This is a genomic window from Verrucomicrobiota bacterium (genome assembly GCA_019247695.1).
Taxonomy (GTDB): Bacteria; Verrucomicrobiota; Verrucomicrobiia; order Chthoniobacterales; family JAFAMB01; genus JAFBAP01.
In genome coordinates this window covers 1-15,350 of sequence record JAFBAP010000183.1, presented here as the reverse complement: position 1 = coordinate 15,350, position 15,350 = coordinate 1, and the positions used below count along the sequence as shown (strand labels likewise).

The 15,350-nt window shown below is 61.9% G+C and carries 14 protein-coding genes; 7 read left to right on the top strand and 7 right to left on the bottom strand.

Annotation, left to right across the window (positions count from 1 at the left end):
* Positions 1 to 120 precede the first annotated feature (120 nt).
* The gene (locus JO015_21260; protein MBW0001633.1) at positions 121 to 1,692 is read right to left on the bottom strand and encodes an exosortase/archaeosortase family protein; all 1,572 of its coding nucleotides are present in this window, start codon (positions 1,690 to 1,692) and stop codon (positions 121 to 123) included.
* A 288-nt stretch (positions 1,693 to 1,980) separates the two neighbouring features.
* On the opposite strand from JO015_21260, the gene JO015_21255 reads away from it, so the two are divergent.
* Both JO015_21255 and JO015_21250 read left to right on the top strand, forming a co-directional pair.
* Entirely contained in the window at positions 1,981 to 2,550 is a 570-nt protein-coding gene (locus JO015_21255) for a WcaF family extracellular polysaccharide biosynthesis acetyltransferase (GenBank protein MBW0001632.1), read from the top strand.
* Positions 2,531 to 3,637, top strand: a complete 1,107-nt coding sequence (locus JO015_21250) for a glycosyltransferase family 4 protein (protein ID MBW0001631.1) — start codon at positions 2,531 to 2,533, stop codon at positions 3,635 to 3,637. The genes JO015_21255 and JO015_21250 overlap by 20 nt, the downstream gene beginning before the upstream one ends.
* A gap of 35 nt (positions 3,638 to 3,672) precedes the next feature.
* On the opposite strand, the gene JO015_21245 is transcribed toward JO015_21250, so the two are convergent.
* The 3 genes from JO015_21245 to JO015_21235 form a co-directional block, all read right to left on the bottom strand.
* Positions 3,673 to 3,885 (bottom strand): type II toxin-antitoxin system HicB family antitoxin, encoded by a 213-nt coding sequence (locus JO015_21245; GenBank protein MBW0001630.1) that lies wholly within the window; start codon positions 3,883 to 3,885, stop codon positions 3,673 to 3,675.
* Positions 3,882 to 4,067, bottom strand: a complete 186-nt coding sequence (locus JO015_21240) for a type II toxin-antitoxin system HicA family toxin (protein MBW0001629.1) — start codon at positions 4,065 to 4,067, stop codon at positions 3,882 to 3,884. The genes JO015_21245 and JO015_21240 overlap by 4 nt, the downstream gene beginning before the upstream one ends.
* Positions 4,068 to 4,174: 107 nt before the next feature.
* On the bottom strand, positions 4,175 to 6,094 hold the full coding sequence (locus tag JO015_21235) for a hypothetical protein (protein ID MBW0001628.1): 1,920 nt from the start codon (positions 6,092 to 6,094) through the stop codon (positions 4,175 to 4,177).
* A 212-nt stretch (positions 6,095 to 6,306) separates the two neighbouring features.
* On the opposite strand from JO015_21235, the gene JO015_21230 reads away from it, so the two are divergent.
* The gene (locus tag JO015_21230) at positions 6,307 to 7,053 is read left to right on the top strand and encodes a glycosyltransferase family 2 protein (GenBank protein MBW0001627.1); all 747 of its coding nucleotides are present in this window, start codon (positions 6,307 to 6,309) and stop codon (positions 7,051 to 7,053) included.
* Positions 7,054 to 7,083: 30 nt separating this feature from the next.
* Here the strand turns inward: JO015_21230 and JO015_21225 are convergent, their stop codons facing one another.
* The 3 genes from JO015_21225 to JO015_21215 are packed head-to-tail and all read right to left on the bottom strand — an operon-like array spanning position 7,084 to position 10,643.
* A complete protein-coding gene (locus tag JO015_21225; GenBank protein MBW0001626.1) occupies positions 7,084 to 8,688 on the bottom strand; it encodes a hypothetical protein in 1,605 nt (534 codons plus the stop codon).
* A gap of 17 nt (positions 8,689 to 8,705) precedes the next feature.
* Positions 8,706 to 9,677 (bottom strand): glycosyltransferase family 2 protein, encoded by a 972-nt coding sequence (locus JO015_21220; protein ID MBW0001625.1) that lies wholly within the window; start codon positions 9,675 to 9,677, stop codon positions 8,706 to 8,708.
* Between the two features lie 21 nt (positions 9,678 to 9,698).
* Positions 9,699 to 10,643 (bottom strand): glycosyltransferase family 2 protein, encoded by a 945-nt coding sequence (locus tag JO015_21215; protein ID MBW0001624.1) that lies wholly within the window; start codon positions 10,641 to 10,643, stop codon positions 9,699 to 9,701.
* A gap of 135 nt (positions 10,644 to 10,778) precedes the next feature.
* Here JO015_21215 and JO015_21210 point away from each other — a divergent pair, with 135 nt between their 5' ends.
* The 4 genes from JO015_21210 to JO015_21195 all read left to right on the top strand — a co-directional run bounded on the left by JO015_21210 (position 10,779) and on the right by JO015_21195 (position 14,886).
* Positions 10,779 to 11,648, top strand: coding sequence for a polysaccharide pyruvyl transferase family protein (locus JO015_21210; GenBank protein MBW0001623.1), 870 nt, complete (start codon positions 10,779 to 10,781; stop codon positions 11,646 to 11,648).
* A gap of 38 nt (positions 11,649 to 11,686) precedes the next feature.
* Positions 11,687 to 12,511 (top strand): aldolase, encoded by an 825-nt coding sequence (locus tag JO015_21205; protein ID MBW0001622.1) that lies wholly within the window; start codon positions 11,687 to 11,689, stop codon positions 12,509 to 12,511.
* Between the two features lie 17 nt (positions 12,512 to 12,528).
* Positions 12,529 to 13,686, top strand: a complete 1,158-nt coding sequence (locus JO015_21200) for a Gfo/Idh/MocA family oxidoreductase (GenBank protein MBW0001621.1) — start codon at positions 12,529 to 12,531, stop codon at positions 13,684 to 13,686.
* A gap of 261 nt (positions 13,687 to 13,947) precedes the next feature.
* Positions 13,948 to 14,886, top strand: coding sequence for a hypothetical protein (locus JO015_21195; protein ID MBW0001620.1), 939 nt, complete (start codon positions 13,948 to 13,950; stop codon positions 14,884 to 14,886).
* The last annotated feature ends 464 nt before the right edge of the window (positions 14,887 to 15,350 follow it).

The following is a 15,350-nucleotide window of genomic DNA, read 5'->3' as shown; positions in this document are numbered from 1 at the left end:
CATATGGATTTGAATTGTTGGCGGTGCCGCCGAGGTCAGAATTTTAACGGATGGCTCCATTCACAAGAGTTCGCTACCCTATAAACTGAAAAGTGATAATTTCTGATCAGAGCCAGGCGTTTACAGGGTCACCGGCCCGTTTTCCGGACGGATGATCTGCGTCAGCCAGCGTTGCGCTTCCTCTCGAGCAGACTGCGGGGTCAGGTAACCGGCCGCGATTAACTCCAGGGACCGGCGATCAGCCTCTTTGTGCCGTTCCCAGACGCTGCGGAGCCGGCCGGTGACGGAACCGGCCTGCCGCTGCTCGACGTTGTCGCGGACCGCCGAGCCGTCCACGATAAAGAAGACGTTCAACGGGCCCGAGTCGTCTTCAAACAGGAGGTGGTGAACCTGGATCAGGTGCCCGGGCGCTTTGATGTCGAAGAATCCCAGGTCCTTGTGCAGGCGCCGGCCGGTCGCAGGCAGGCAGATTTCCGGGGAGTGCTGCGAGCGTGCGAAGTAGGCGTGCAAACCGGGGCGCCATTCGAAAAAGTAACCGATCCATTCCGTACCGGGCCGGTCGGACCAGCGCACCGCCTTTCCGGTATCGCATTGCAATTGGTTGCGGACGGCGTCCGAGACGCGCAGCACTTTTAAACCTGCCCCGTTGAAAGGTTCCGGCCAGACCGCCGTCCAGCGTGCCCCGGCCGAGACTTGGCGGGGCTGAAACCAGTAAAGACGCACCAGTTCGGCCCCGCCCAGCCAGAGGACGCAAAGAACCAGGCCGGGGAACGCCCACGAAGGGCGGGAAGCGGCTATCGCCGGCCTCGGATGCACCGCCGGCGGCGGGGCGGGCGGCGCCGCGGGCAGCTTGCGTACGATGGCCACCAGCGCGAGGCACGCCGCGGCAAATGCCACGGCGCCCGCCGGGTCATGCCACCGTTCCACACCGCCGGAACCTCCCTGGCTGCCCACCCAGGCGAGCAGGACCAACCGGCCAAGGTTCGCCGCCGTCGCCAGCACCGCACCGATGAGCACGATCAGGAAACGCCTGGGCCCACGCCAAGCGGTAAAATCGGAAAGAAAGAGCCCTACGGCAACCATGGTTTGCAGGCTTTTAATCCCGCTGCACGCCTCATCGACCCCGATCAGGCCGGCCGCGGTTTCGACCACGCTCCCGCGCTGGCAGGCGGCCACGCCGATAAGGTTCAACAATTCCGTCGCGACAAACGCTCCAAACCGCATGAGACCGGAAGTGATGGGGAGTTCCAACCTGCCCAGCCAGGGAACGCCGGTAAGGACAAAAAGGGCGGGGAACGCCAAAGCTGCCAGCCACGGTTTGCCTCCCGCCAGATAGATCGCGCACAGGGTCACCGTGATCACGACTGCAGCCAAAGCCCAGACGGCGGGCCGCCAATCCAGGTTTGCGTCGAGGATTATCCGCAACGGGAGCAGCAGCAGCGTGCCCAGGAAAACACCGGCAAACGCCGTGACCGACGTCTTCGGTTCGGGTGCCGGCAGGTGCCGCCGCCGCCACAGCAGGGCGAGGACCAGGACCGGGACGGCCCACCCGTACTCGTAGTCCTCCAGGACTCGCCAGAAGGCGGACAAGTGCCACAGGAGCAGTACCCAGGCGTAGCCCGCGACCAACGCCAGCAGCCAACCGGCGAGACCGGGTTTACGCGCAAAGATTCGATCGAGGTGATTCAGCATTCGCCGTTGCGTTGTCTGGAACGTTTTATAATTCTCAGGGTTCGACCCTGCCCAAAGCTTGATTTTTCCAGCAGTTCGGCCATTTCAAGCGCCAGGATCGGCCGTGCGCGGCTTCAAGTTCGTAATATTATGATTAATTGGACATACTGTTCGATCCATACATATAAGACCTGTGCGTGACACGCTTAGAGGCAAAATCGTTCGGGGTCAAATCCCGCCGGTTCCGCTGCGCCCGGGACGGCGGCAGGGCGGGCCGCGACCGCGGGTGAGGCGAAGCGCCGTTTCGCTATGATTAATCTGCGCAAGTTTTCAACCGCCGGATTCAACCGCGGCATGCCGAGGTGGCGTGAAGCCCTCTGGGCGCTGGTTCGGTGCGCCTTTTTCGAGACGCCGGTGCCTTTTCCGTCCGGCCTGAAGGTTGCCCTGCTGAGGTGTTTCGGTGCGAAGATCGGCCGGGGCGTGGTGGTCCGGTCGCAGGTGAAAATCTCGTTTCCCTGGCGGCTGGAGGTGGGCGACGATGTCTGGATCGGTGATGGGGTCTGGATCCTCAGCCTGGCCAGGGTGACGCTGCACGAGAACGTCTGCCTTTCGCAGCGGTGCTACTTATGCACGGGTTCCCACGACTACCGCAGGGAAACGTTCGACCTGGTCACCAAACCGATCGAGATCCGGGCGGGGAGTTGGATTGCGGCCGGCGCGTTCGTGGGACCGGGCGTCACGGTTGGGCCCGGTGCGGTCGTTGCCGCCGGTGCTATCGTGACCGCGCCGGTTCCGCCTTACTGCCTGGTTCGAGGCAATCCGGCTGAAGTCGTCAAGGAGATCAGGGAAGCGGTGCCGGATGCGCGTCTTTATTCTTAACCAGTACAAACCACCCGACCCTTCGCCGACGGCGAAGCTGGTGGGGGATCTGGCGGCGGCGCTGCGGGGCGAAGGTCATCAGGTGGTAATGATCGATTCCGGCCAGGATTACCGGGTTCGCGCCAAGAGCCGGTATTCGCGCGCGGGGCGGGAGCTCAAGGCCTTGAGCCGTCTCCTGTGCCGGGGCCTGCTGGCCGGGCGGGCTGACGTCGTGATCTCGACGTCATCGCCGCCAGCGATCCTGCTGGTCGCCACGGCACTCTGCGCGCTCAAGCGGGCTAAATCCGTTCACTGGGCGCTCGATCTCTACCCGGAGCTGGCGCTGGCGCTGGGTGGCGCGGTGCCCGCACCCATCCGGAGCATTCTGCATACGGCGACGGGTTCGTGCTACCGGGCCACCACCCGAACGATCTGTCTGGATGCAGACATGCGGGACCACCTCAAGCGCCGGTACGGGATCGACACTGAAATCATCCGTCCATGGCTGCTGCACGGCCTGGACCGGACCGGTCCGGGCCGGCTGGCGTATCCGTCCAGGGATGGGTTTACCTGGCTGTACTCCGGCAATCTCGGCCAGGCGCACGACTGGGAGACCGCGATGGCCGCACAACGCATTCTGGAAGATCGCGGGTGCCCGGTCACCCTTGCGTTCCAGGGCGGCGGTGCGTCCTGGGAGCCGGCCCGGCGCCGGGCGGAGCAGCTCAAGCTGGCCCGGGTGGAATGGCGTCCGTACGCGCCCGAAGACCGGCTGACGGACGTTCTCCTTCAGGCGCACGCGATGCTCGTAACCCAGAAACCCTGCACCCGAGGCCTGCTCTGGCCGAGTAAGTTGGGATTGTTGATGTGTCTGCCGAGGCCGTTAATCTTCATCGGACCGGAAAACGGCGCGATTGCCCGTGAGATCCGCGTTTGCGGTTACGGCGAGTGCTTTCCGCCGGGCGCGGCCGGTCCATTGGCCGGGTATGTTCAAAATCTGTACGAACAATGGCCGCCGGGAGAGAAGCCTTCGCTGCGCCCCGGCTGGACTTTCGAACAAGCCTGGAAGGCGTGGCGGCGTGTCCTGCAGGAGGTGAGCGGAAGACTGTAAATCCCAGGCAAAGCTTGCCGCGGTTCCCGTTAATCTCAGCCTGCTTCGCAGTAGGTCGCCTCCGACCGCGGCAAGGGAACCGGTTCACCTTCGAGGCGCAAACCTTCCAGGTGAAACTCGATCGCATCGTGCATTTTCCGTTCGAGCTCCTCCCTGGTCGCTCCGGTTGCCACACAGCCCGGCAAATCCGGCGAGTAAGCCGAGAGTCCGCTGCTGGTCCGCTCGATGATGACGAGATACCGATTCATTTTAATCCTGCCTGTTTGAGGATACTATTCGTTGTACCAGGAGCAAGCTCATCACCCGGTTTGCCCGCGATCGTGACCAAGCCGGGCTTCTGAGGATGCTTGTACTGCCGGTGACTGCCGCGTGTTCGCACCAGAAACCATCCATCGTTTTCGATGAGCTTGATTGCTTCGCGGACCCTCATCCCTGACTGATCGGTACCAGAAAGAAAAGGCCGGCGGTAGGTAATACCGCCGGCCTCGACATTTTAGTTGTTAGTACGTGACGGGTCAGGCCCCGGTGCCGGCGCCGCTACTGGCCCACGTTAACCGTTACCGGCGCAGTGCTGGTCTTGACACTGTCCGAAATGGTATACTTGAAGGTGAAGCTGTTCAAACCGCTCGCGGGTGGTGTGAGCGGCGCCACGTAGTGAAGCGACCCGTTCTGGGTGTAGACCGAACCGGACGTCGGCTGGGTGTAGCTGATGATTTGCAGGGGCGTGCGCCCGACAATCTGGTCGAAGTCGTTTGTAAGGACATCGAGCACCGTATCCTGGCCCGCATGCACCGAGAAAACGTCTCCCTGCGCCACGGGTCCGCCGTTTGCCGTGGCCTGCTGGTAGATGCTCTTCACGGCGGCGAACTCCGGGCTGGCATACCACGTGCGGTAAAGGAGGATGTCGCCGCGTGTTACTGCCGCGAGCAGTTCGTTGCGCCGGTTGACGTAATCACCATCGACGACGTTGATCACCGAAAAGGCCCCTGGGGTGATCGCCACGGCGCTTGCCGGAGTGCCGCTCGTGCCCGCGCTGGTGCCCATCGGACGAAGTTCATAGTAGGGCGCGGTGTAAGCAAAGTACGCATCGTACTTCTCTTCAGGAATCAGCAGCACGTCGGGATGTTTTTCCTGCAATTGCTGGAAGATGCTGACGTCGTAAACCCCATTTACGCCACCGTTGGTGTCGATATAGAAGAGGGTGCAGCCCCAGCGCTGCTGGGCGTAGGTGATGCGCTGATCCAGGGCGTTAAAGATCGATTGATTATCGGGGTATTCCTCCTGGACGTAGCCGCCCTGGGAGAAGGGCACGAGGTGCTGGCAGCGCAGGCAGACGCCGACACGGAAGCCGGCGTTCTTGATCGTGCTGAAAAAGCCATCGGCGATCGGATCCATTTCCGGCGCAAAGGTTGGCAGCAGGGTCGGGTCCCCGATGAAGGTCACCAGGCCCTGGGGGTACTGCTCGCCCTCAAGGTCCCAGACGATGCAACCCTGCGCGTTCATGGATTTGAGTTCTGCCACGACCTGCGCGGCCGTTGTCATGATGCGGGACTTGAAGCTGGCCTGGCCGGCGGCCGTGAAAACGTTAATCGTCGGATCATTATACCAGCCCCGCGGATTGGTCGGGTAGTTGCGCTGAACGGTGGCCAGGAAAATCGACCCGATGGGCCGCCGGTCTTTCCAATTCAACTCCTGGACACGAGTTGCCTGGAAGGCGGCCCAGAGTTCCGGCGCAATCTGCTGCTTGGTGCTTCCTTCCGCAGCCCACCGCAGGCTGACATGAAACGTGACGGTTGCGCCCGAGGGGATGGGCTTTTCGGTCGTGACCCGAAGCGGGTAACCGCCCCAGTATTTCGAGCTGAACTGCGTCACCTCCGGGGTGTTCACGTCGTCGTTGACCAGGCCCAGGATGCCTGTGCCGTAATCACCGATCAACACCGCGGGAGCGCTGTAATTATCGGCGTTGGGTGGATCGGTATCATCCCAGCCCTTCGGCGTAACCGCATTCGGAAACATGACGTCACCCAGGATCAGCTGGAGTTTTGAGAACGGCGTCGGGTCGGTGTTAGTTACCGAAATGTCGTAGTTTAGCGTATTGTACGTTGTGGTGTAGGTGCAGGTTGCGGATCCCCACGGGTAAGTCTGGCTGGTGGTGGTTCCGTTTAACTGGGCCGTGAGGCGGCTCTCATAATTGGAGGATGAATTATTGCCTCTCCAGGTAGCGACGAAAAAGTCACCGACGAGCGTGTTGCCGGAGCGCCGGCCGAGCCACTCCCGGCCACCCACCTGCAGGGAAGTTAAGCCGTATTGGTTCAGTTGGATCGCGACCGGTCCGGGGGTTCCGGGCGGGACGGTCGTGGTTGAAGATCCTGTGCTCTGGGCGAGAGCTGCTTTGTTGGGCAGGAGCAGCGCCAGGGCGAGCAGGAAAGGAATGGATAAATATTTTTTGAAGGGCATGACGACAAATGATGATCCGCTGCGTAGATAATCGTCATGAATTCCATAAAATTAATAATAACTGTATTACGCCTGAGCCTTTAGGCAGTTGCCGGAGTGACCACCGAGCCGCCCCAAATGGGCCCAGCGTCCGCCGCGGCACCCGCACCTCCAGTGCGCCGCCCCGGGGTACGCGCATTGCATTTGTCCCGCGCCCGGCAAATATCCTCCCCATGCTTTACTTCATCGTTCCACTGAAGGGCCGCGCGGCTTCCCACGATTGGGATCGCGTCTCGCGGCTCTGCCGGCGGACCCTGGCTTCTCTCGACCAGCAAACCTCACGAGAGTTCCGTATCTTTCTGATCTGCACAGACGTGCCCACCGGGTTGCCCTCGCATACCGGCCTTGAGATCATCCGGGAGAGTTTCCCTCCTCCAGCCCCGAACAAGCAGGCGCAGATCGCGGATAAAGCCGCCAAAGTCCGGCGGGGGCTGATGGCGGTGCGCGAGCGGGGCGGGGGATTCGTGATGGGCGTTGACGCTGATGACTTGGTGCACCACGATCTGGCGGCCCTCGCCGCGGCGCACCCGCAGAGCCATGGGTGGATGATCCGGAGCGGCTACAGCTACGACGAAGGCTCCCGCTGGCTCGAGTGGCACAACGATTTTCACCTGCGCTGCGGGAGTTCCCACATCATCCGGTTCGCGCGCGAGGAGCTGCCGGAGGACTTGGCTGGACCGGCGGAGAACTCTTTTGCCCTCCGGCACGGGCATCACACCATCGCGGCTTACCTCGCCGCAATCGGACGTCCCCTCAGCGTTGTGCCTTTCCCGGGCGCCATTTACGTGAAGATGACCGGAGAAAATAATACGGGCCCGAATCCGAAGAGCATCGGAATTCGGGCGACCGTTTCCAAAGCGCTGCGCACCCGTCCGGTCACCCCCGCCATACGGAAGAATTTCAATCTGCGGCCTTTGTGAGGTACCTGCGCTGCCGCGTGCAGTGGTTCTTCAAAGTCCCGAGAGGCCTGCCTCCGCCAAAATGGAACGGAGGGTATTGAAATCGCGATCGCGCCACCACGCGCGATAAAGGAGAATATCGCCTCGACGAACGGCCTTTACCAGTTCGCCGCGCCTGCCGGCAACCGGCCCGTCTGCGGTGTTGATGACGGTAAAGCATTTAGGGTAGACGGCCTGGGCCCGCCAAGGGCTGATCGCGGTGCCGGCGGAGCCGGCGATCGAGCGCAGCTCTTTGTAAGGCGCGGCGTAGGCATAGGTAAGCGTCTGTTCGAATTCGGGAATCAGGAGCACGTCGGGGTGCTTCTCATGAAGTTCCTTCAACACCTCCGGCTGGTAGGCCGGTGAACCGCCGTAGGAATCGATGTAAAACAGGGTACAGCCCCACCTGGACCTGGCGTAGGTAATCCGTGCATCGAGAGATTTGCGAAGCAGTTCGCGGTCGGTGAACGGCTTTTGATAAAAACTGCCGTTTGCCCGGAACGTGATGGCGTCGGCACGCAGGCAGACGCCGGTCCGAAAATGGGAGCCGCTGAATTTCGCGAACAGGTCATCGGCGACCGGTTCCATTTCGGGGGCGAGTCTTGCCACGAGGCGCGGATCGCCGGCGTAGGTCGCTTCACCCTGCGGGTATTGCTCGCCCTCGATGTCCCAGACGATGATTCCCTGCGCGTTCGTGGCCCGCAGGTTGGCGAGGGTGCCGTTGGCGAGGTCGAACAAACGGTTGAAGAACGTGACCCGTCCCTCCGGCGTGGTGACGTTGATATTCCGGTCGTTGAACCATCCGCGCGGGTTTGTTGGCCATCCGGTGTTGGCGCGCGCCAGGATCAGCGAACCGATCGGCCGGCGATCGGGCCAGGCCAGTTCCTGCGGATTGCGCTCGCGAAACGCTCGGACGACGTCATCGGTGACCTGATCCACCGGTGTGTCGCTCGAACGGAACCGCAAACTGCTGGCCATCCGCACGGTTTCACCGGGCGCAAGCGGCGCCGGTCGTTGCACGGAAAGCTGGTACCGGCCGGGTGCCTGTCGAGAGCCCCATCGCGTAAGGGTTGGGACGGACGCCATCGGATCCACCGTCACAACCTTGCCGGTGCCGTAGTCCGCGATCAGAATGGTGGGGCCATTCCGGTTGTCATTTTTGGGCGGGTTCGTGTTATCCCATTTGTCCGGCGTGCGATCGCCTGGAAACTCAAGGTACAGGAGGTCGCACTCTACCTTGCTCATCGTCCGGGTCGACCCGTTATGGACCTCCACGGAAATGTCGAGGTCCGACGCATGAACGTCGTAGCGCACCTGGACCGAGCCCCACGGGTAAACCCGGGCCAGCGTGGCAGGATCGGGCCGGGCAGTTTCGCCGGGCCGGTCGTAATGCAGGGCCGGATCGCCTTCGTAAAGGACCAGCATCCCCGGTTCGCCGAACCACTCTTTGCCGGCGTGGCCGAGGAATTCCTGTCCATTGCAGACCAGCGACGAGATGCCGTTCCGATCAAATTTCACTTCCAGCGGGCCGGCTGCCCATGAGCGTGGGGCAGCGGGAAAAAGCGCCGCGGACCAAAGTACAATGTACCAGCCGCCGAAGAACAGCCTGCGCATCATATCCGAAATCTGATTCGTCACGGCGTTTCAGACCCCTCCGGAGCACCCGCAGGGACGGCGCCGCGCCATTGGGCGGCGAGGCTGGCCCACCGCTTTTTCAGGACGAAGTAGGGCAGCGTCCCCAGGACGCGGCTCATGATTCGCCCCACAAACTTTGCCTCGGGCTCATGACGCACGCCGCACAGGTTGGCCACCGCGACGTTTTCCCGGGCGCCGGGTATGACGCCGTTCCAACAGAGCCACCAGCCGCGATGCAACGCATGTTCGCCCAGGATGCGCCGGTGCGGAGCATCGAGGATATCGTAACAGCGTCGCAGAAAGATGCCGTCGAACCGCCACCGCGTCTCCGTTTCGGCGCGGCCCAGCGTGGAGTCCGGGTGCACCACCCAGTCGACCAGCGCCTCATCCACATACCTGAATCGCAGGCCTCTCACCGCTGCCCGCACGAGAAATTCGCGATCTTCCGCAATCCGCAGATCTTCAGCAAAACCACCGGCGCGCAGGATGGCCGAACGCGGAAAGATGAACGCGTTCACATGCACGAAATACCGGATAAAAAACGCGATCCAGTCCGTGTGCGTACCGGCTTCCGGATGGCGGTAAACCACGTCCGGTTCCCGGCCGCCGCTCCATCGCTTCCGGACGGCGCACATGACGGCCGTGCGCTCCTCACCGAGACAGGAACTCAGTCGCTCCAGAAATCGCGGGTCCAACCCGTCATCCGCATCGTGAAAATGGACCCACGGTGCAGAGGCGGCTTCCAACAACCGGTTTCGAGCGAACGCCGCGCCGCGGTTCTCGCGCCCGGTGATGACGTCGAAGCCGAGAGCCCGCGCCACCGTGGCAGTGTCGTCCTGGCTTTTGTCATCGTAACAGATCACTTCGGCGAAAACTGACGTCTGGGCTGCGATTTGCTGCGCGAGGCCCGGCAGGTGCCGGGCGGCGTTATAGCACGGGATCAGCAGCGAAACGCTCCGTTTGAGATTCATGGGCGAGGGACGAGATCAGGCTCAATGCACGCCGGCCCGGCCGTGACGGAGCCGCGACCAGAACTTCTTGAGAAAAAAGGCGGTTCGCGGACCGCCGCCGTGGCTGAGCAGGCGCTCCAGCATGCTCGCGCCGGCAAGGTGGCGTACGCCGCAGAGCCGGGCGATATCGATGTAGCGGCGATCGGACATGTCCTGGCCTGTGTAATACAGCCACCATGCCCGATAGAGCCAGGATTCCCCCAGGATCCGGCGGTAACGGGCATTCAGGCATTCCAGGAGCCTCTTGATGTAAAGTTGATCGTATTGCCAGCGCAGCTGTCGCGAGACCCGTCCGGTGGTCGATTGCGGGTGGATCCGCCAACCCACCAACGCTTCATCCAGGTACCGGCATTTTAAACCGCGGGCGGCGGCCCGCGCCTCAAACTCCGTGTCTTCCGCCAGGCGTAACTCGTCGCGAAAAGCGCCGATCTGCAGGAGGAACGCTCTGGGAAAGATGAACGCGTTGAGGTGAATGAAATGGGTCAGGAAGAATGCCAGCAGGTCCGGTTCCGACTCAAGCCGGGGAAATCTTTCGATGCGCGTTGGTCGGGAGTTATCGTCCCAGGTTTTTCTGGTGGCGCAGACCGCAGCGGTCCGGGGATCGCACAGCAGTTGCACCATCTTCTCGAGGAACCGCGGCGAAAGCTCGTCATCAACGTCGTGGAAGTGAACCCAGTCGCAACGGGTCGCCTCCAGCAGGCGGTTGCGGGCAAATGCGGCCCCGCGGTTCTCGGCCCCGCGGATCACTCTGATGCCCAACCCGTCCGCCACCGCGGCGGTATCATCCCGGCTGGCGTCATCGTAACAGATAATTTCGGCAAACGGCACCGTTTGCTGCCGGGCCTGGGCCACCATCTCCGGCAGGTAAGCCGCGGAATTGTACGCCGGAAGAAGTAACGCGACCCTCGCCGAAAATTTATCCTCCATAATTACTGCGCGTGATCGTACGGCCTTTGTCAGTGCCCCACGCACGCCCCCAAGTCAAGCCCCTCCGGCCGTCGACGGCACGTTAACGGGCTTGCCGAAAACGCATTTGCTGGTTTGTTTGTGCCGCCCCCACCCATGAAGCTGTTTTACTGGAGCGCGATCAGGAATTTTGGCGACTTGCTTAACGCCTGGCTTTGGCACCGGCTGATTCCTGAATGTTTTGACGACGATCCGTCGACGGTGTTTTTGGGGATCGGCACAATCCTCAACCAGAACCATGGGATCGAGAGGCTGCCCCGGAAGGTCGTCATGGGTTCCGGCGTGGGGTACGGCAAGTTGCCCGCCCTGGATTCCTCCTGGGAGATTTACTGTGTGCGAGGTCCCCGGTCGGCTCAGGCGCTTGGGTTGAGCCCGGATCTGGCGATTACCGATCCCGGCATGCTGGCCCGCCGGTTCATCCCCGCCTCGGAGCGGAGCCCGCGTTTTAAATTCGCGTTAATGCCGCATTTCCACCATAACCTCGACGCGTGGAAATGCGTCTGCGCCGACGTCGGCATGGACTACATCGACCCGCAGGGGGATGTCGAAACCGTAATCGCACAGATCCGCGATTGCGAAGTGTTGTTGAGCGAAGCGATGCACGGCGCCATCATCTCGGACGCGCTGGCTCATCCCTGGGTACCGGTGCGTATCGACGACCGGATTCTGGATTTCAAGTGGCTTGATTGGTGCGATTCGGTCGGGCTTGACTATGCACCGCACCGGCTGCCGCGCCTGTTCGAACTGCCACCCGACAACGACTTTTTTCTCCGCCAGCACACGCGGGCAACCCGCTTTATTGCCCGGCGGGCGCTGCGGCGGGTGATGCGGGCGGCCAAACCATTGCTGAGCGATCGAAACCATCTGAATGAGCTCGATGTACGTTTGCTTGAGCGCGTCGAGCGCTTCCGGCACGATTGTCTGGCGGGCCGGTTTGAGAACCGGAAATCCGTTCGGACCCATTGATCTGTTCACCCCACCGCAGAGCCTCGCTACCCCCCACGATGAAACTCTTCCGGCTTAACCGCCTCTTTAACCCGAAATCGCAGCGTTGCTTCGACGTGGCGGTTGATCACGGGTTTTTCAACGAACTCGGCTTTCTCGGCGGCATTGAGGACCTCGAGAACGCCGTCAAAACCCTCGTCGGGGCCAACCCGGACGCCATCCAGTTGACGGTCGGCCAGGCCGAGGTGCTCCAGCGCATTCCCGGAAAACAAAAACCGGCGCTGGTGCTCCGCACCGACGTGGCCAACGTCTACGGGCGCGCGCTGCCGCGAGCCCTTTTCAGCCGGATGATCGACCAGGCGGTCGAACAGGCGTTGCGGTTGGATGCCGTCTGCGTGGTCGTGAACCTGTTCCAGATCCCCGAGCAGCCCGAGGTCACCGACCAATGCATCCGGAATATCCTGAAGCTCAAACCGGATTGCGACCGGTACGCGGTTCCCCTGATGATCGAGCCGCTGGTGTTTCAGCCTAACACCAAAGCCGGCGGTTACATGGTCGACGGCGATATCAATAAGATTCTGCCGCTGGTCCGCCAGGCGGTCGAACTCGGCGCCGACGTCATTAAGGCCGATCCGACCGATAACCCGCTTGATTACCATCGAGTAATTGAGGTTGCGCGGGTGCCGGTCCTGGTGCGCGGCGGCGGCAAGGCTGAAGACATGGAGATCCTGCGGCGCACCGAACAGTTGATCGGGCAAGGCGCCGCCGGCATTGTCTACGGGCGCAACGTGATTCAGCACCAAAACCCGGCCGGTATGACCAAGGCCTTAATGGCGATCGTCCATGAGGGAGCAAAGGCCGAGGATGCCTGCCGCTACCTTTAAACCTGGAAGGGAAGCGTATGAAGCGTAAACCGGTCAAAATCGGCATTATCGGCGGCGGCCTGATGGGACGCGAAATTGCCAGCGCCTTTGCGCGCTGGCGGGCTTTGCTCGATGTGTCCGTCGAACCCCAGTTGGCGGGCGTCGCGGACCTGAATCCGGCGGCCCTGGAATGGTTTGATGACGGCCGGACGTTCCTGACGTCCGATTACCGCCGGTTGCTTGAGCGGCCCGACGTGGAGGTCCTCTACGTGGCGGTCCCGCACAACCTGCACGAAAAGATCTACTGCGAGGTGCTGGAGGCGGGCAAAGATTTGCTGGCCGAAAAACCGTTCGGAGTCGACCTGGCTGCCGCCGAGCGGATTGCCGGCACGGCTGCCGCGACCGGGCGCTTCGTCCGGTGCAGTTCGGAGTTCCCCTATCTGCCCGGGACGCAGCGAGCCATCCAGGCGGTACGCTCGGGCCGGCTGGGCCGCGTCCTGGAAGTGGTCTCGGGCTTTCATCATTCAAGCGACCTTGATCCGGGCAAGACGGCCAACTGGAAACGCCAAAGCGCGGTCTGCGGCGAGATCGGCGTACTCGGCGATCTGGGCATGCACGTCTGCCATGTGCCCCTGCGGCTGGGGTGGGGACCGGTCCGCTTGTTTGCCCAGCTCCAGAAAGGTTATCCGGAACGGCCGGACGGCAAAGGCGGGAAAGCGCCGTGCGATACCTGGGATAATGCGCTGCTCCATACCTGGACCCGGATTCAAGGACAGGAAACTCCGCTGCGATTGGAAATGAAACGGTTGGCACCCGGCGCGACCAACACCTGGTTTTTTGAGGTGCTCGGCACGGATGGCGGCGTCCGGTTCAGCACGGCCGAACCGAAAAGCTTCTGGACCTTCGAACGCACCAAGGAACAATCCTGGAAACGGACCGAGCTCGGGTTCGAGGTGCCGTTCAAGACGATTACCGGGGGTATTTTCGAGGTCGGCTTCAACGACGTGATCCAGCAGATGTGGGCGGCGTTCCTGATGGAGCGTGAAGGCGCGCTCGGTGACCGCTTCGGCTGCGCAACCCCGGCCGAGGCGGTTCAGAGCCAACGGATATTTGCCGCAGCACTCGAATCGCAAAAGGGGTGCCGGGTGGTGGATGTCGCGGCTAATGCTGCCGGTAACGGATCACAAGACCGGTGACCGGTGGACGGCAGGGCCGCGCGCTTCTAAAACCGGCTTGATCCCGGTCCCGTCGCCCCGGGTGAGACCGGCCTTCGGAAGGCTGGACCTTGCCGAGAGCTTTTGAGGGTCCTAACCGGGCGTCGTTTGCCGCGGAGCGGGCGCAGAGGATTTTCCCCTGGATTTTCCGGAGAATACGGATAATGCCTCGCTTTTCCAGAGGCTCGACGAGGTGCCGGTTTGACACCATCGTCCTTTGTAAGATACTCGCGCCACGCAACGATGCCGACCTTTGGTGTGATTCTGATGATTGGACCCGGCGAGGCGGAGCTGGCAAGGGCTCGGGATACGGTCGCCTCCCTTTACCACTATGAGAGTGATTTTTACCTTCTCCTGGTGGATGACGACCGGGGCGGACGTGACCTCCTGGAGCTTGTTCCCAGGGAGCGCCGAGGCGCGGCCGGCGCGATCAAGAATCCTCGCATGGGAAAGGCGGACGGTTGGTGCCAAGGCAGCACGGCGGGCATTCTTGCGGCCCTCGCCATTTTAAAGGCCATGCCGGACCTGCAGTTTGTGCTGAAAATTGATCCCGATTCGTTGGTTATCGCCCCATTTGCCAACAAGGTTTGCTGCCGGTTTGCTGCGAACGACAACGTGGGTTTACTCGGGAATTTTCGATTTAATCCGACCTCCTTGTCGCACCTGAAAAATTATTTCCCGGCTGCACCTGCGATCGAGAAGCTCCTCTGTCAGGTGAGCATCTGGAGGAGAACGCCTTGCGGCAAGCTGCCGGCACTTCAACTTGCGTTGTGGGGCCGCTACCGCCGCATTCGACAGACGATTCGCCACGCCTTGCTTAACGGCTACCGCTTGGGCGAACACTGCAATGGCGGCGGCCTGGCCTTATCCAAGGAAGCCGTGCACCGGATGCAGGCGGCCGGGATGCTGGACGATCCCTGCCAGTGGCTGGCGACACCCTGCGGCGACGATGTGGTCATCGCCCTCAACGTCCGCGCGGTTGGATTGCTGATCGAGGATTTCAGTTCTGACGACGAACCATTTGGCGTCGACCACCGAGGATTACTAGCTCGACCGGAAGCCTTGGTGGAGCGTGGCCACAGCATCATTCATAGCGTTAAAGATCACGGTCAGTTCCGGGAAGCGGAAACGCGAGCGTATTTCCGAGAACGGCGTGAGGTCCATGTCTCGGGAGCGATCTGATCATTTCTCGGTGAGGTTTACGCACGGTTAGTTCAACCGGTGCCGAGACGGCCTTGAGCGACTCCCTACGGTTCTGCCGCTCCTTCAGCAAATCCAGCCCGGCGGGACCGGCGTTTGTTAAGGTGAGCGTACAGGCGTGCCGCCTTATACCACTCCGGCGGCCATGGTGGTAAAACCTTGCCTTCCCTTCCAGGTGCCCTGCCGGTGTTACACCTATCAGACCGTATAAGCGATCCGGGCCCAACGGGCCGGGAGAACATAGCCCAGGGTTTACCCCTGAGCTTTACCCACATTGTTTGAGGGCAGCGCGGGGACAACCGTGACCGTCTTTCGGCCCGAAGGGCCAAGAGAACTTAGCCCAGGGCTTTACCCCCTGGGTAACCGTCAAATCACGATCGAGCCCTGAAGGGGCGGCAGAACCCGACGGCAACGCTTTCTACCGCCCCTTCAGGGCTCGATCGGGG

Bases quoted from the DNA above. Each gene is read 5' to 3' on its own strand.
- JO015_21260 (MBW0001633.1), bottom strand. From the start codon at position 1,692: ATGCTGAATCACCTCGATCGAATCTTTGCGCGTAAACCCGGTCTCGCC.
- JO015_21255 (MBW0001632.1), top strand. From the start codon at position 1,981: ATGATTAATCTGCGCAAGTTTTCAACCGCCGGATTCAACCGCGGCATG.
- JO015_21250 (MBW0001631.1), top strand. From the start codon at position 2,531: ATGCGCGTCTTTATTCTTAACCAGTACAAACCACCCGACCCTTCGCCG.
- JO015_21245 (MBW0001630.1), bottom strand. From the start codon at position 3,885: ATGAATCGGTATCTCGTCATCATCGAGCGGACCAGCAGCGGACTCTCG.
- JO015_21240 (MBW0001629.1), bottom strand. From the start codon at position 4,067: ATGAGGGTCCGCGAAGCAATCAAGCTCATCGAAAACGATGGATGGTTT.
- JO015_21235 (MBW0001628.1), bottom strand. From the start codon at position 6,094: ATGCCCTTCAAAAAATATTTATCCATTCCTTTCCTGCTCGCCCTGGCG.
- JO015_21230 (MBW0001627.1), top strand. From the start codon at position 6,307: ATGCTTTACTTCATCGTTCCACTGAAGGGCCGCGCGGCTTCCCACGAT.
- JO015_21225 (MBW0001626.1), bottom strand. From the start codon at position 8,688: ATGATGCGCAGGCTGTTCTTCGGCGGCTGGTACATTGTACTTTGGTCC.
- JO015_21220 (MBW0001625.1), bottom strand. From the start codon at position 9,677: ATGAATCTCAAACGGAGCGTTTCGCTGCTGATCCCGTGCTATAACGCC.
- JO015_21215 (MBW0001624.1), bottom strand. From the start codon at position 10,643: ATGGAGGATAAATTTTCGGCGAGGGTCGCGTTACTTCTTCCGGCGTAC.
- JO015_21210 (MBW0001623.1), top strand. From the start codon at position 10,779: ATGAAGCTGTTTTACTGGAGCGCGATCAGGAATTTTGGCGACTTGCTT.
- JO015_21205 (MBW0001622.1), top strand. From the start codon at position 11,687: ATGAAACTCTTCCGGCTTAACCGCCTCTTTAACCCGAAATCGCAGCGT.
- JO015_21200 (MBW0001621.1), top strand. From the start codon at position 12,529: ATGAAGCGTAAACCGGTCAAAATCGGCATTATCGGCGGCGGCCTGATG.
- JO015_21195 (MBW0001620.1), top strand. From the start codon at position 13,948: ATGCCGACCTTTGGTGTGATTCTGATGATTGGACCCGGCGAGGCGGAG.